The sequence below is a fragment of the Edaphobacter lichenicola genome (assembly GCF_014201315.1).
GTDB lineage: Bacteria > Acidobacteriota > Terriglobia > Terriglobales > Acidobacteriaceae > Edaphobacter > Edaphobacter lichenicola_B.
Genome location: NZ_JACHDY010000003.1, coordinates 1 through 14800 on the forward strand (window position 1 = coordinate 1; position 14800 = coordinate 14800).

Annotated in this window: 12 protein-coding genes and 1 pseudogene; 8 read left to right on the top strand and 5 right to left on the bottom strand. The window is 55.6% G+C overall.

Annotated elements, in window-relative coordinates; translation table 11 throughout:
• Window positions 1–326: 326 nt before the first annotated feature.
• From HDF09_RS11270 to HDF09_RS11280, 3 genes are read right to left on the bottom strand one after another with little or no spacing between them, the layout of a single operon-like run.
• Window positions 327–761 (bottom strand): hypothetical protein, encoded by a 435-nt coding sequence (locus tag HDF09_RS11270; RefSeq protein ID WP_183766263.1) that lies wholly within the window; start codon window positions 759–761, stop codon window positions 327–329.
• A gap of 33 nt (window positions 762–794) precedes the next feature.
• Window positions 795–1556: a heme-binding domain-containing protein gene (locus HDF09_RS11275; protein WP_183766265.1), complete on the bottom strand. Its 762-nt coding sequence runs from the start codon at window positions 1554–1556 to the stop codon at window positions 795–797.
• Complete coding sequence (locus HDF09_RS11280) at window positions 1556–2428, bottom strand: metallophosphoesterase family protein (RefSeq protein ID WP_311719311.1); 873 nt, start codon at window positions 2426–2428, stop codon at window positions 1556–1558. Before HDF09_RS11280 ends, HDF09_RS11275 begins: the two co-directional genes overlap by 1 nt.
• Window positions 2429–2762: 334 nt before the next feature.
• Here HDF09_RS11280 and HDF09_RS11285 point away from each other — a divergent pair, with 334 nt between their 5' ends.
• The 3 genes from HDF09_RS11285 (at window position 2763) to HDF09_RS11295 (ending at window position 5854) form a co-directional block, all read left to right on the top strand.
• Window positions 2763–3473, top strand: coding sequence for an RNA polymerase sigma factor (locus tag HDF09_RS11285; protein ID WP_260181226.1), 711 nt, complete (start codon window positions 2763–2765; stop codon window positions 3471–3473).
• The gene (locus HDF09_RS11290) at window positions 3470–4303 is read left to right on the top strand and encodes an anti-sigma factor family protein (RefSeq protein ID WP_183766267.1); all 834 of its coding nucleotides are present in this window, start codon (window positions 3470–3472) and stop codon (window positions 4301–4303) included. Before HDF09_RS11285 ends, HDF09_RS11290 begins: the two co-directional genes overlap by 4 nt.
• Before the next feature lie 237 nt (window positions 4304–4540).
• Window positions 4541–5854, top strand: coding sequence for a vanadium-dependent haloperoxidase (locus tag HDF09_RS11295; RefSeq protein ID WP_183766269.1), 1314 nt, complete (start codon window positions 4541–4543; stop codon window positions 5852–5854).
• Between the two features lie 290 nt (window positions 5855–6144).
• Here HDF09_RS11295 and HDF09_RS11300 read toward each other — a convergent pair whose 3' ends face one another.
• A complete protein-coding gene (locus tag HDF09_RS11300; protein ID WP_183766271.1) occupies window positions 6145–6597 on the bottom strand; it encodes a hypothetical protein in 453 nt (150 codons plus the stop codon).
• Window positions 6598–6645: 48 nt separating this feature from the next.
• Here HDF09_RS11300 and HDF09_RS21355 point away from each other — a divergent pair.
• The 3 genes and pseudogenes from HDF09_RS21355 to HDF09_RS11315 form a co-directional block, all read left to right on the top strand.
• Window positions 6646–6919, top strand: a pseudogene (locus HDF09_RS21355) (SDR family oxidoreductase); the annotation flags it as partial.
• Between the two features lie 94 nt (window positions 6920–7013).
• On the top strand, window positions 7014–7415 hold the full coding sequence (locus HDF09_RS11310) for a nuclear transport factor 2 family protein (protein ID WP_183766273.1): 402 nt from the start codon (window positions 7014–7016) through the stop codon (window positions 7413–7415).
• A gap of 53 nt (window positions 7416–7468) precedes the next feature.
• Window positions 7469–8116, top strand: coding sequence for a hypothetical protein (locus HDF09_RS11315; protein WP_183766275.1), 648 nt, complete (start codon window positions 7469–7471; stop codon window positions 8114–8116).
• A gap of 146 nt (window positions 8117–8262) precedes the next feature.
• On the opposite strand, the gene HDF09_RS11320 is transcribed toward HDF09_RS11315, so the two are convergent.
• Window positions 8263–10281, bottom strand: a complete 2019-nt coding sequence (locus HDF09_RS11320) for a winged helix-turn-helix domain-containing tetratricopeptide repeat protein (protein WP_183766277.1) — start codon at window positions 10279–10281, stop codon at window positions 8263–8265.
• 195 nt (window positions 10282–10476) lie between these two features.
• On the opposite strand from HDF09_RS11320, the gene HDF09_RS11325 reads away from it, so the two are divergent.
• A complete protein-coding gene (locus HDF09_RS11325) occupies window positions 10477–11766 on the top strand; it encodes a vanadium-dependent haloperoxidase (protein ID WP_183766279.1) in 1290 nt (429 codons plus the stop codon).
• Window positions 11767–12871: 1105 nt separating this feature from the next.
• Window positions 12872–14791, top strand: coding sequence for a CRTAC1 family protein (locus tag HDF09_RS11330; RefSeq protein ID WP_260181227.1), 1920 nt, complete (start codon window positions 12872–12874; stop codon window positions 14789–14791).
• Window positions 14792–14800 lie beyond the last annotated feature (9 nt).

Genomic DNA, 14800 nt, shown 5'->3' on the forward strand with positions numbered 1-14800 from the left:
AGAGAGTTTGCGCGGCTACAGTTACGTGTGGGATTCCCGATGGACGTACAGGGATTTTGCACTTTGCTCCTAACCAGAATTTAGACTGATTATTCCGTGCTCCTTTGCGATCGATTGCTTTACTCATGCGCAGGAATCGAACGTGACGCGAACGTCCACAGTTCGGGAGACAGTCTTGCGCTCAGAGGTTCAGTTGATCAACGAATTCCAAACTCGATTCGAGGCTTATCGTATGCATGAATACCGAAATTGTCTAAGCCGTGGGGAACGTCGCGACAAGTAGAACAATGGGGCTAAAAGCGTTATTTCGATCTCAAAAATCTGATTCAATAAAAGATCAGAGAGAAAAGAGGTGTCTGCCTGCTGCAATTTCTAAAGACTAGCGCCCGAACTCTGCTGTCGAGATCGTTGGTCAGTCTTATCAGTAGGGTCGCTGATGTGCTACGGTTTTGGGCAACTCCTCGGCGGACAAAGACAACGGTATCTTCGGCGAGTCTCCAGAGTACCGTCTGAGGTGTCAAAGGATTGCACGCTACCCACATGCGGACATCGGGATCAGAATCCTGTGAAAGCTTTTCAAGTAAATCTCGATTATTGGTATTTGCAGCCATCCACCGCAGCCAGTCGATTTCCTCGGCCCGCAACTCGCCGATTGTCCGAGGCTTTTGCCGCAGCCAGATGACAGCGTCCTCGGTGCAATAATGACCTTCATATTCGGCAATCAAATCCTCGCCAATCACATCGTTCAGCCAATCCGACATACGGTCTCCTTGCACTCTTCAGTCAACCTCTCACTACTGTTTCAGGTAAGCGATCAAGTTCCGCCGCTCTTCTGCCTTGGGAACGCTGAAGCTTATATTGTTGTCTGGCACCATCAAATCGGGATCGCTCAGCCACTTTTCCAGGGTCGCATCGTTCCAGGTCACATCAGAATTCTTCAAGCCCGCGGAGTAGGTAAATCCCGGGATGTTTCCGGCCCTTCTGCCATACACTCCGGCCAACCTCGGTCCCTCACGATCAACAGCCATCGCGTGACAGCCTGTGCAACGCTTCTCGAACACAGCCTTGCCTTGCACAGCATCGCCATGCCCAGCCAGAGCCGCCTCACTCCCACTCGCACTCTTGCCCAGCATCGATAGTGCCTGCACATCGGCCTTGGAAAGCTTCGCAGTCCAGTGCAGCAACTGATACTGCAGCGGAGGCATGTCCCCGCTCTTTGCCTTTTCGAAGATCTTCGCAGTCAAAACCTGCTGTTTATCCGCCGGCATCTGCTCCCAGTGTGAGAGGTCCATCTTTTTGCGCGCCTCAACGATGTCGCGCTCAATCAGCCACGATCCTGGAGCGATCCGCGCATACACTGGCCAGCGAGTCTCGCTCGAATGGCAGTCCGCACACTTCTTCATCAGTACCGTCTTCGCGTCTGTGGGCATAGTCGCGCCCTCCAGCAGCGTGCCGAGTCCTTTCGCCGGCTGGACACGCGGATTCCCAAACGGATGAACATAACCCAACGCCACTGCTGCGGCTACGATCAATGCCGCAGCAATCCACGGGCGCATTAGACAGTCTCCGCCAGTGTCGAATCGACGACAGCCAAATGACTACGTCCTCGAACCACCTTGATCTTGGTCACTCCAAGCACACTCTTCAACTTGCCCGCTGGAACCATCGTCGGCCCTGGATTCGGCGCCGCTCCCGGTGCAGGATGCGGAAACGCCGTGGCGAGCGCCTGCTCTCCATCCTTCGTGCCCCATCCCCACTTCTCATAGACCATCCACAAAGGAATATGGGCAAAGACCACGATCGGAGTCGAGTGACTCAACCCGGCCAGGTCAGACTTCAGCCACTTCAATTGATCCTCTCCCATATTCCCCATCGCATCTACTTGTACGCAGTTGTTCAGGCCTACAAAGTGGACGCCCTTGTGGTTGTAGCTGTACCAGCCATTGCCCACCGTGCCCTTGCCAAAACGGTCCTTGTACTGCGTACCATCGTCGATATAGTCGTGCTCCCCCGGTACATAGAACACCTCATTCTTGAAGTCTTTAATAACCTGCGACGCCGTATCAAACTCCGCTGCCTTCGAGTTCTGCGTGATGTCGCCGGTGTGAAGCATGAAATCCGGTGCCTTCATGCTCTCGGGCACAATATTGGCCCTGTCAATCGCCTTCTTCAGCGTTCCTGTCACGTCGGGGTTTGCGCCTTTATTGAATCCGATGTGGCAGTCACTAATCTGCACGAACGAAAAATCCTCTACCTTCACAACCCCAGTGCCACTCCCCTTCGTCGCCTGCGCCAGTAGCTTCGAAGTCGGCACTCCCCCAGCCATCGACCACAACAACCCCGTGCCAGCCCAGGCCATGCACCCAAGAAAATTGCGCCGGTCGATGCCGTCGCTCACCGGTTTCGCAGCGCCCTCGTTCTCCTGCACTACTTCGTCTTCCTTTGAACCGATTCATATCAATCTCCATCTGATTTTCAGTTGCCTGCACCGACCAAAAACTGGCGAGACGCGCTTTTATTCCGTCCTGCTAAAAAAATTGGCGAAGAATAATCCGGCGGAAATTTGGCTAACAAAGATGCTTATTCGCCTGTTTCGCCGAGGGACGGAGAATCTCGCACTCATTTCCAGAACGCTGTAAATGCATGGAATAAATTCGCATCATCTTAGTTTGAGGAGTGATACCAGACTTCTCTTCAGCCTGAGGTTCCGACATGCGTTTCGCTACCATTCTTGATGTTCCCCTCATGCTGATCCTCACACCATGATCACTGAAACCGTACACACCACCCGCTCCTCCATTCCCCAGCCATCCTGCGCGCCTGACTTTGCTATGATCCTCAAAGCTGCTGAGCCTGGTCGTCGTTGGGATCAATCCTGGTCTGGTTCCACCTGGACCGCAGTCCGTAACTCCAGTCAGGTTGAGGCATACCGCACCATGCTCTCTGAAACCAATCGTAGCGACACCTTTGAGCAACTTGCGCTCCCGCTCTTTCCGTCGCTCTACAACCACGCCTGCTGGCTCACTCATGATCAAGCCGAGGCCGAAGATCTCGTGCAAGAGACCTTCTCAAAGGCCCTCCGTGCCTTCGATTCATTCCAGCCAGGCACAAACTTCAAGGCCTGGGCCTTCCGCATCCTCCGCAACACCTTTCTCACCACGCGCACCGGCATCGCCGCCTCCCGCACTGTTTTCCTCGAAGACCATCCCGAAGCACTCAACACCCCCAACGCTGGCACCACTCCAGAAGACAATCTCATCCGTCTCGACAACCAGGCCGCCCTCCACATCGCACTCGAGCAGCTTCCGCCACAACTCCGCGAAGTTTTACTGCTCTGTGACGTTGAAGAGATTAAGTACAAAGACATCGCCCTCATCCTCGACGTCCCCATCGGCACGGTTATGTCACGCGTTTCGCGCGCCCGCAGCACACTCCGTCAACTCTTGCAGCGGCAATTTGGGGAATCCCTATGAATCAGACGCCTCAAATCACCGAACATCTCAACTCGTACACGCTCAACGCCTTCATCGACGGCGAACTGCCGCCCACCGAACGTCAAGGAATGGAGCAGCACCTAACCACTTGCCACGCTTGCACTCTGCGTGTCCTCTCCGCCACGCAACTCAAAGCCGCTACCGCACGTGCTGGCCACCGCTTCGCTCCACCGCCCGAAGCGCTCGGCCGCCTCGCCGCACAACTCCGTTCCCAATCGCGGTTGCAGACAAAGCCTCAGACACAAACAAACCCGCAGCCGCAAACGCCCGCTCGCCTCTACTCCATCCGTTCCGCAGCTTGGGCAGCCCTCGCCGCAGCCATCCTGCTGACGATCTCACTCCTTAGTTGGCGTCAGTTTCATCAAACCAATATCCTTGCGGCTGAACTCCTCGACCAGCACCTCGCCACCCTTTCCACCGCAGCCACCCCACAGGTCATCTCCACGGACCGTCACACCGTCAAACCCTGGTTCCAGGGCCGTCTCCCCTTCAGCTTCAATCTTCCCGATGTCGCAGCTCTTCCACCCGACACCAGCCTCAAAGGCGCAGACCTTACCTACCTTAACGGCCAGCCCGCGGCTCTGCTTCTCTTCACCATCCACAAACACGAGGTCTCCATCTTCCTTACGCAACGATCTACCAACCCAACCCTCTCCACTCTGTCGGGCGCCCGCGCAGGCTTCACCATCCACACCGCCGCCACACCAGATCTCCGCATCATCGCCGTCAGCGACGTCAACCCAGCCGACCTCGATAACCTCGTAACATCTCTCGTCCAGGCCCAGGCGTCCCTTCAGATATCGAAGTGACAAGCCACGGGACGGATAGGGTCTCATCACGAATCTCAAAGGGATCCGCTCTCGTGGGCACCAGCACCCTGCCATGGTCGGTAAACGGCCAGCACTAGGGACTGTAAGCCCTCCCCACAGTTGGAATAAAGTCTCTCTTTCTCAGTTATCCGTGATGGGAGAGCAGACCTGCCACGCCTCTGTGGTCCGGCCGCGCTCTGGCATTCTCACGCGAATCCAACTGGAGAGGTAAATTCAATGCTGAAAAGAGTCTTCACGCTCGCATTTCTATGTGGTGGGTTATGCAGTTCCGTCACCGGCTTCGCCAGCGAAGCCATAACAAATCATGACGATCGTCCGGCCTCTGCCCCATTGTCGGTGAACCCGGTTATCGAATGGAACAGGACGCTGCTGGTGATCGTGCGAACCGCCGGCGCCCAGTCGCCCACGATACACTCAACTCGCAGCTTCGCCATGCTGCATGCTGCCATCTTCGACGCCGTCAACAACATCGACAGAAACTTCGAGCCGTATGCGGTTCGTCACCCGCATGTCTCGCGAAGGGCTTCCGCCGAGGCAGCAGCCGACCAGGCAGCCCACGATGTTCTGATCTCGCTCTACCCCGCTTTTGCAACGACGCTTGATTCTGAGCTTCAGCAGGACCTGGCACAGATTCCGTATGGGCGCGATAAGGCCGACGGCATCGAGGAGGGCCAAGACGATGCCGCTGCAATCCTCGCGTTGCGAAGCAACGACGGATCGGCCGTAGTCCTTCCTCCTTTCGTGCAGAAAGACCAACCTGGAAGCTATCAACTGACGCCCCCCAACTTCGCGCCCGCGGATTTCGTCCAGTGGCCACAAGTCACTCCGTTTGCCCTGGCACGAGCCAACGAATTTCGCCCCGGTCCACCTCCTCAACTAACCAGCGAGGAGTACACCCTGTCCTTTAACGAAGTGAAAAGTCTTGGACTTATCACCAGCGCAACTCGCACCGCGGATCAGACCCAGATTGGGAAGTTCTGGAATGGCAACATTCAAGACTTCTGGAATGAGATCGCACAGACTGCAGCTTTGACGCGTCACCTCGATCTGGCACAGAGCGCGCACTTGTTTGCCCAATTGAATATCAGCCTCGCCGACACCACCATCGCCTTCTTTGACACAAAGTACACCTATGACTTCTGGCGGCCCGTCACTGCCATTCAAATGGCAGCTATCGACAACAATCCTGAGACCGAGCAGGATCCGGCGTGGATTCCGCTTTCGACGAAGACGGCTCCTGATCCCTCCTACCTGGGCGCACATAGCGCAATTAGTTTTGCGGCGGCCGAGGTACTACGGCTCTCCCTTGGCGATCAGATCACCCTTGATGTTACCTCCGTGTCCCTGGCGGGCACGACACGTCACTTCACCAGCTTTTCACAGGCTGCGGAGGAGGCAGGATTGAGTCGAATCTACGCCGGGCAGCACTTCCGCTTCGATCACCTCGCCGGCAAACGTTTAGGTCAGCAGGTGGCAAGGGCTGTTCTGTCCTCCGTCTCACTTCCAAGACGAGACCACGGATTTGATTGATAAATGCGAGTTCCGGTAGCGGAGATCACGATCCTACAAAGCAGAACTGAGTAAGTCGCGAAAGCCTCATCCAATAAGGATGGGGCTTTTGTACGCTGCAAACCCCAACCTCAGCCCGTTTCGACCGGCGTCATCAGATTTGTCCGTTGCAGTAAAAAGCGCCACCTAAAAAGCAGGGCGCTGAGGACCGTCGTCCACTGCGCTCTGGAGACCTGAGAGCTCAGTCTGGAACTCGCGTTCGGCGTGTCATCTGCCCTATTGCGAATACCATCCGCTGTTTCCGGTCACACTTACAGTTGGCGGCGCGCGTCGTCCGCTCCTTCTGCAAGTTGGAGCAATACCCGCACCAGTTCAGGGTTATTCAGTGGCTTTTGGCCGCGGAAGAGCCCGTCGTTGACAAAACTCATCACCGCCGCCTGGGCTCCGCCAAGCTTGGTCGAAGTGGGACGAATGATCGCAACCGGTCCGAACATGCTCAAGTTAGCTTGCAATGTATCTTCATTCAGCGATTCCGGATCTGTCTCCCCCTGGGTGTCCTGAAGGTTAGAGAACGTAACCGAGGAATTGTTCGTCTTATCGAAAACAGTCAACGGAGTGGCGTTGCCGGCTTTGTCCTGCCAGGTCTGGAAGTGCATGGTCTCGCTCGGACCGATGCTCAACAGGATTCGCAGAACTTCCAGATTGGTCACATGCGGAGCGAGCGCGGGATACAGACTGGTGTCGCCCTGCTCGATAAAACGCAAAGTGGAATCCTGCCGTGAAGGCAATCGCCTCGAGCAGATCCGGGAAGGAAGGCCGCCCGCCGCTCATTTGTCCGAACTTGGACTTCGGATCTCAAGGACCGCCATATTCGCTCCAACGTTGTTAGTCCCGGTCCGACCGACACCCCGGTTATCGATGGACAACCTGCGGAGGCTATTGCGCGGATGGTGTCCACCATCCCAATGGGTCGCATCGGGGGAACCCGATGAGATCGCCAAAGCTGCGTTGTTTTTAGCTTCGGATGACTCGAGTTTCGTCACGGGGATCGAACTGTTCGTTGATGGCGGTAGAGGCCAGGTCTGATCGAAAGCCTCTGTGCTGCCTCTCCTACTTGAGCGAACTGCATGAAGAGCTCGTAACAAAAACGTCCAAAGTTGATTCGGAAGAGAGGAAAACAATGAGCAATTCAAATGCGCAGAAGAATAAGGCGATCGTACTGAAAGCATTCGATACGCTATTCAATAAACGAGACTTCACGGCGGCAGAGCGGTTCTGGTCTCCCAATTACATTCAACACAGTGCCCATATCGAGTCGGGACGAGACGGACTCTTCAACCTCATCAAAGCCGCTCCGCCGTCGCTTAAGTATGAGCCCGGAGTCATTCTCGCTGAAGACGACCACGTCATCGTTCATGGCCGATTCTCCAACATCGGACTGCCGGTTAACTGGATCGCAGCGGACGTCGTTCGCTTGATGGATGGGATTTTGGTCGAACACTGGGATGTCATTCAGGACGAGGCTACCGAGGAACAGTCCAAAAGCGGGAATCCGATGTTCGGCGACTCATTCCCGAAGTAGACACGGGTGAATCGTCACTCAACAACCCTCCTCTCTGCGCAGCCAAGGCTTCTATGGACAACCTACTCGAATTCGCAATCGAAGCTCATGGAGGGCCCGAACGTTGGCGCCAGTTCAACGAGGTAAGAGCCACCGTCTCGATTACGGGCGCGCTCTGGCACCTCAAGGGCCAGGAGGACGTTCTCAAGAATGTTCAGGTGGTTGCTCAACTCCACCGACAACACTTGGTCACTCACCTCATCGGGAAAGACCGGCGAACGATATTCACCCCCGGCCAGGTCTCTCAATTGAGTCAGAATCAGGGGTTGTCGAAGAAACCCGCGTTGATCGCCGCGATCATCCGTCCGCAATACCTGGTCCCTGTCGAATCCGTTCCAACGGAGGCGTCGTTGCTATTGGCGATGTACGCGGCGGCGCGCACAATTCCTCTGGCTTTGTTCGCATTGGGGGCGATCTACAAGCAGGCGACGCCTGCGTTGCTGATCCTGGGTGCGCTCGCCGGCGCCATGCGATTGCTGGATGCCGAAATCGGTCTGTTTGAGCATGATCTTGGGAGATGCGCTGGGCCGCTCTTTATCGCCGTCCTCCAATTCTCGTGGTGTATCTGCTTCACAGATCCGTGCGGATCACGCCGCAAGCCAAGCGCGGATAAACGCAGGCTACGGCCCGGCACTTCCAAGTTCGCCCCAGTTGCGCGGTGAAGCTGATGCAGCGCATCACTCGGCCGTCATCAGCCATGCCTACGCTCTCATATGGGGTGTTTTCATAGACTTACTGCGATGCGACAAGTAACTGGATGCAGACAGCCACGCTTGGCGGTAGAGTATCGGGGATTTCGTAATTTAACTCAGAGCAGGTCGATTCGCCGTAGGAGCTCTTGAAAACGATGGTCGGAGCGATAGCGATCAAAGATCGGATCGACGGCGAGGTATTCCATCCAGACAGCGTGATCGCGATACGCGGCTTGCAGCCATTTGAATGTGTCTTCATCGCTTTTCAACGCTGCGTAGATCTGAGCCAAGCCGTAGGGCGAAACGTAACGCTTCCTCGAGATTGTCTCCAGTTCGTGAGCGATTCGGAGTGCTTCACGCCTCCGCTCTGCCGCTGCAAGGGCAACCGCGACCTGGGCCGTGTAAAGTGGGCTACCCCTTGACAGACTCGCAGCCCGCTTCAGCTCACTAATGCCCTCGCTGCGCAAGCCTGCCTGAACATAGCCCTCGCCCAGCAGAAGGTGTGCAGCTGCGAAGTTCGAGTCCAGCTCAACAGAGTTTCGACCTTGTTCGATTGCACGGGAATAGTCACGTGCCTGATAGTATCGCAGTGCCACCCATGTGCTGATCATGAGATTAAGTGGATCGAGTTCCAGTGCACGGCTGGCTTCGGCAAGCGCCTCGTCATGGCGGCTCTTAATGGAAAGATAGTCTCCGTACCAGTGGTGCGCATTTGCATATTGAGGATCCAACTCCAGAGCACGCCTGAACTCGGCCTCGGCTCCGGCCCAATTCCAGCCGTGGCTGAACACAAGGCCCAGGGAGGCGTGGGCCTCAGCCGATTGTGGATCGATCTCCACCGCCTTGCGAGCGGCCGCGTAAGCTTTCGGAAGCGCGTCGGCCGGGGATTTGAACCCGTGCCACGCAAGTCCGCTGTTGCAGTCGGCCAGCCCGGAATATGCCGCGGCGTAGGTTGGATCACTGTCAATGGCCTGCTGAAAATAATGCTCCGCCTTTTGCATGCCGTCGGCTGTTCGCTTATTCCAGTGGTAGCGACCTTTCAAATACGCCTCGTATGCTTCAGGCATTATTTGCCGCGGATTTGCTAAACGTGTTTTCTGCTCTTCCGTGAGAGCGATGTGTATTTGGCTCGCGATGCTTTGCACGACGGAGTCCTGCACAGCTAGCAGATCTTTGAGTTCGCGGTCGTAACTCTCGGTCCAGAGGTCTGTTTGATTTTGAGCCTCGACGAGTTGAACGGTGATGCGTACACGGTCCGACGAGCGGCGAACTGTGCCCTGGAGAAGATAGTCCGCGTTCAGTTCTTTACCGATCTCTTTCGCGGCCAGATTAGTGCCTTTGTACTTTGCAACCGAACTGCGGGCTACCACGGTGAGTCGATCCCGATTCAGCTTTCCGGTCTGGGCGATCATTTCTTCAGTCAGACCGTCACTGAAGAACTCCTGGTCGGGATCGCGACTCAAGTTTTCGAATGGCAGAACAGCAAGGACTATCTTGCCCTGGGAATGTGTGGGCGGGTTCGATGCTCGTCGCCAGCCCCAAACTACCAGGAATGAGAGAAGGCACGCGACCAAGAGCAAAGCGGCTGCTCCAACGAAAAGCCACCTGTAGGACTTGCGATTCGCCTGTCCGGTTCCGACATCCGTCGTCTTTTCCGCCGTGCGATCCTGATCTGGCTCGACTAAACGCAGTCTTCGGGCTTGTAACCAACTATCGAGTTCCGACATGAAATCCCGGTCGCTGGTGGGAACACCCGCTGCCTCTGGTTCGGAAGCTGCGCTTGGTTCTTTGGGAGTAATAACCAGCGCGACGAAGCGATACCCCTGCCCGGTCACGGTCTGTATGAACCGTGGGGTCTCGGCGTCATCCTTCAGGACTTGGCGAAGCTTGCGGATCGCGCCCCGGATACTGTTGTCGGTATCCAGGAAAACACCCTGGCCCCAAACCCTGGATACGATTTGATCCCGAGTAACAATCTCGTCGCGGTGTTCAAGCAGGAGGAGAAGGATCTCGAACGGGATACGCTCAAGCTTCAGCACATGACTGCCACGGCGGAGCCTCCGAGGACGCAGGTCAACCTCGTAGCCCTCGCCGAACCGGATCGGTTGCTCCACTCCAGCTAGCTCGGAAGCCATGGCACACCCCATGGAAGCTGAGTGATTCTACACCACATCGGTAGAGGCTGACGCAAGTGCAACCCGCGCTTGTGTTTAGAGCGACACAAAGCATAACGCCGCGACACACTCTCCGATATGGACAATAGCCTCCGTTGCCGCAAATATGCCGATCATTACTAACCGAAAGCCAGTGAAGAATCAGGAGGAAGCACAATGAAAAAGATACATGGCGACACAAAGAACCGGGTTCTCGGGCTATGCATGTTGATCGCGACGTTATTCGGGTCTGCCGTCGCGAAAGCCGATGCCGTATTGGACTGGAACGTGATCGCGGTGAACACAGCGGTCACGAACCGCCAGAACCCATTCGCCCAAGCACGATACGCGGCAATCGTACAACTCGCTGTATTCGAATCCGTGAACGCCATCACGGGCGAGTATCATCCCTATCTCGGAACGATCGTAGCACCGCCAGGTGCAAGCCCCGAGGCTGCAGCCATCCAAGCTGCCTATCGCGTGCTTAGCACCTATTTTCCAGCTAGCGCCTCGACCTCGACCCTAAACGCCGAGCGCGCCAACTCCCTAGCGTCGATACCGGACGGTCAAGCCAAGACCGACGGCATTGCCACGGGTGAAGCCGCAGCTTTGGCCATGATCGCTCTGCGCGCAAACGACGGGTCGTCGCCTCCGCAATTCAAGATACCCGGGCCGCCGGTTCCGGGAGAATGGCAAGCCACACCGAGTTGTCCAATTGTGAATGGAGTCGCCGTCGGAATCGCGTATCAATGGCAAAACATAACTCCGTTCGGCATCTCGAGTGTTAGGGAGTATCTCCTCGACCCACCGCCGGTGCTCACGAGCCGCGAATATGCGAAAACCTACAACGAGGTGATGACGGTGGGAAGCATCGACAGCAGAGAGCGACCACAAGATCGCGCGAATGTCGCGCTCTTCTATGCCGCGTCCTCGCCAACTCAGGTCTTCAATCAGGTCGTCCAGCAGGTTGCGCAGGAACGGTGGCATTCTCTGACCGAAAATGCTCGTGCGCTGGCCGTAATGAACATGGCGATGAATGACAGCTTGGTCGCGGCATTCTTCAACAAGTATCACTACAATTTCTGGCGACCCGAAACAGCGATCCATGCTGGGGACACAGACGACAATCCGAAAACTGATCCTGACCCCAGCTGGGCCCCCTTTGTTACGACTCCATGTTTCCCGAGTTATCCCTCCAACCACGGCAGCGCAGCTAATAGCGCCGCCACGATTCTGAGACGCATATACGGTGAAGGCGGGCATTTCATGACGTTGTCAAATCCCACCGTGCCCGACATCGTCTTGCAATACACGACGTTCGAGCAGATTACCGACGACATCTCCGACGCACGTGTTTACGGTGGGATACATTTCCGAACCGATCAGGTCGCAGGCGAGCGCCTGGGAAACGCTATAGGAAGGGCCGTGTACAGAAACAACTTACGTCGCATGCACGATGACGACTGAGCGCTCAGCTCGAGAGCGATTCGCCATTCGTATCCTGCGGTCCGCTGATTGTGCGCTGCGGTCCACGGATGGCGAACTCGTGAGGGGTCTCTTGCCCGAGGTTCGCCCGACCACCGATCTACACCTCCTGGATTCTGAGCGGATGGGCAACACGAAGTTGGCCTGAAATCTCCCGGTATGTCGGCTAGCCGGAACTTATCCACTTGATCGAATAGTCGGCTTTCCGGACAAGTGACTGTGGGCCGGCATCTTATGGGACCACTTCTCTGGATAGCGGGTTACACAGCAACTTGGATCAATCCAGTTGGCTCGATGCAGTCAAGCTTCCGAACCACAAGGCCCCCGCGAGAGGTTGACAGGGCGTATTCACAAGAAGGTATGTCGAAGGCATGCAATCTAAACCCGAGTCACCGAAAAGTCTGCTTAATTAGCAGGCTTTTTCTTCACCAAGGACGGCATTTTTCGCGAAGCTGCCCAGGACTTAAGCGCCTTGAGCGCCGGACGAAGAGCCGCCCCATCGTTCGTCTCAGGAGATGGCCGAGACCTTTTCTCTGTGGGGTGCCCCCAATTGCGGCATGCTAGGAACTCTGCCTGAACGCGAACTGGATTCTTGGCGGGTGAATTTGCGGCGTCTACGGTCTCAAAATTCGCCAGGCTTCGGCCCGTGGGGGTTCGACCCCCTCCCGGCGCCAAGTTGTTACTATCACAATAGGCACAAAATAAAAGATTTATAGTTTCGTTTCGCCATCTTCATGACGCCGAATCGGGTCCGCCCTTCTGCAATTTTGGCCTTCAGTACGAATGACGGTACAGTCCTGATGCTCTGAACTGTACCGAGGCCCTCCTCATATCGAAAGTGCTTGTCCGGAAGTCGGGCTGGCCCACTACGATTTAAGACGTTTCGCACCAAGAGGGATGCCGAAGACTGGGCTCGTCGCGATGATGCTGGGACGACGACCTATCGCTTCGCGAAGAGGTAAGATCGTTCTGCTGCTAAATGCGCGGACTATGTGTCTTACTCGGATGAAGATACGCCAACTTTTCGTGAATGCCTCCTCGCGCTCGATTTCATCACCAACACTTAGTGTAGGCGGAACAAGGGGTTATGAAATACCTTCGAAAAACGATCCTGCTCGGTCTTCTAATAAGCGAGTCTCTGGTGGGCCCTCTTGTGATGGCACAGGAGACAGGCAAGCTTAGTCCGAGTTCGACTCAGGACCAGCCCGTCCCAACTGCTCCGCGTGGTGGGTCCGCGACAGCAGGTGTGTTCGCTGCGGTGAAAGACTCGGAGCTGCGTCCAATTACCGCTGGAGGGTTTGTTCAGGAAGGTCCCGTGATCTTCAAAGATATTGCAAAGCAAGCTGGTCTGACAGGTTGGCATCACGTGATGGGCACGCCGGAAAAGAAGTACATTCTGGAAACCACCGGATCGGGGGTCGCCTTATTGGACTATGACAATGACGGCTGGCTCGATATCTACCTGGTGAACGGGTCTACCTACGATGCGTTGAAGGGTACTGCGGACCCACCTCACGCAGCCCTGTTTCACAATAACCATGATGGGACATTTACGGATGTATCTGCCAAGGCCGGAGTCACGAACGATCGTTGGGGATATGGTGTTGCAGTTGGAGATTACGACAACGACGGCTGGCCGGATATCTATGTCTCCAACTTTGGCAAGAACCGGCTCTATCACAACAACCACGACGGAACCTTTACAGACGTTGCAGAAAAGGCGGGTGTCACGTTGGGGAACTGGTCTACAGGTGCCACCTTTGGAGACTACGACGGAGACGGCCGACTCGACCTCTTCGTTCCCGGCTATGTTCACTATGATGTAAACCATCCGCCTGATCCCGGTTCTGAAACGGTTGGACTAGTCTACTGCCAATTTCGCGGCGTAAATACCCTGTGCGGTCCCCGCGGACTCCAGGGAGAAGCCGATCATCTCTTTCACAACAACGGGGATGGCACCTTTACCGACGTCAGTGAAAAAGCGGGTGTCGCCGATAAGGCACGCTACTACGGCTTCACCGCGGTGTTCGTCGATATCAACAACGACGGCAAGGTTGACCTGCTGGTTACGAACGATTCGTCGCCGAACTATCTCTACATGAACAACGGCGATGGCACCTTTGAGGATGCCAGCTACTACTCAGGTTTCGCGTTAAATCAGCAGGGACGCGACCAGGCTGGGATGGGGCTGGCGGTGGGCGACTATCTCAATAATGGCTTGGTCGACCTCTATACCGGCACATTCTCCGACGACTATAAACCGCTCTTTAGAAATGGAGGGGATCAGGGGTTTACCGAGATCAGTCCAGAGATGGGCATCGCGGAGGTCACCTATCCTTTTCTTACCTGGGCAACCGAGTTTATTGATTATGACAACGACGGCTGGAAAGATATTTTTCTGGTTAACGGGCATGTCTATCCTCAGGTAGATAAGTATGACTGGGGAACCTCCTATGCTCAGCGTCCGCTGCTATTCCATAACGTAGACAGGGGAAAGAAGTTTGAGGTAATGCCCGCGGTGATTGGAAGTGGCCTGGCGGAGGTGATCCCGGGAAGAGGAGCCGCCTTCGGGGATCTGTTCAACGACGGTAAGACCGATGTCGTCATCAACTCGATGGATCACGTACCTTCGTTGATGCGGGATGTTAGTCCAGACCATCATCATTGGGTTGGGTTGAAGCTAATTGGAGGTCCAAAGAGTCCGCGGGATGCTGTGGGTGCCACGGTCTATCTGATGGCGAATGGACTTCGTCAACGAACGGATGTACTTAGCGGCGGCAGCTATGAGTCATCCAACGATCAGCGGCCGCACTTCGGGATCGGCGACGCAACCACAGTAGATTCCGTTGAGATTCATTGGCCCAGTGGTTCGGTGGAACATATAACGATCCCGACGGTCGACCGGTTTTTTACGATTCAGGAGGGAAAGGGCGTTGTGCCAGGTGTGCTCGATGAACCGGCAAAGGCGAAAGCGAACGCAGAAATCAGCAGACAAAAGATGCATTAGGTGAGTAAA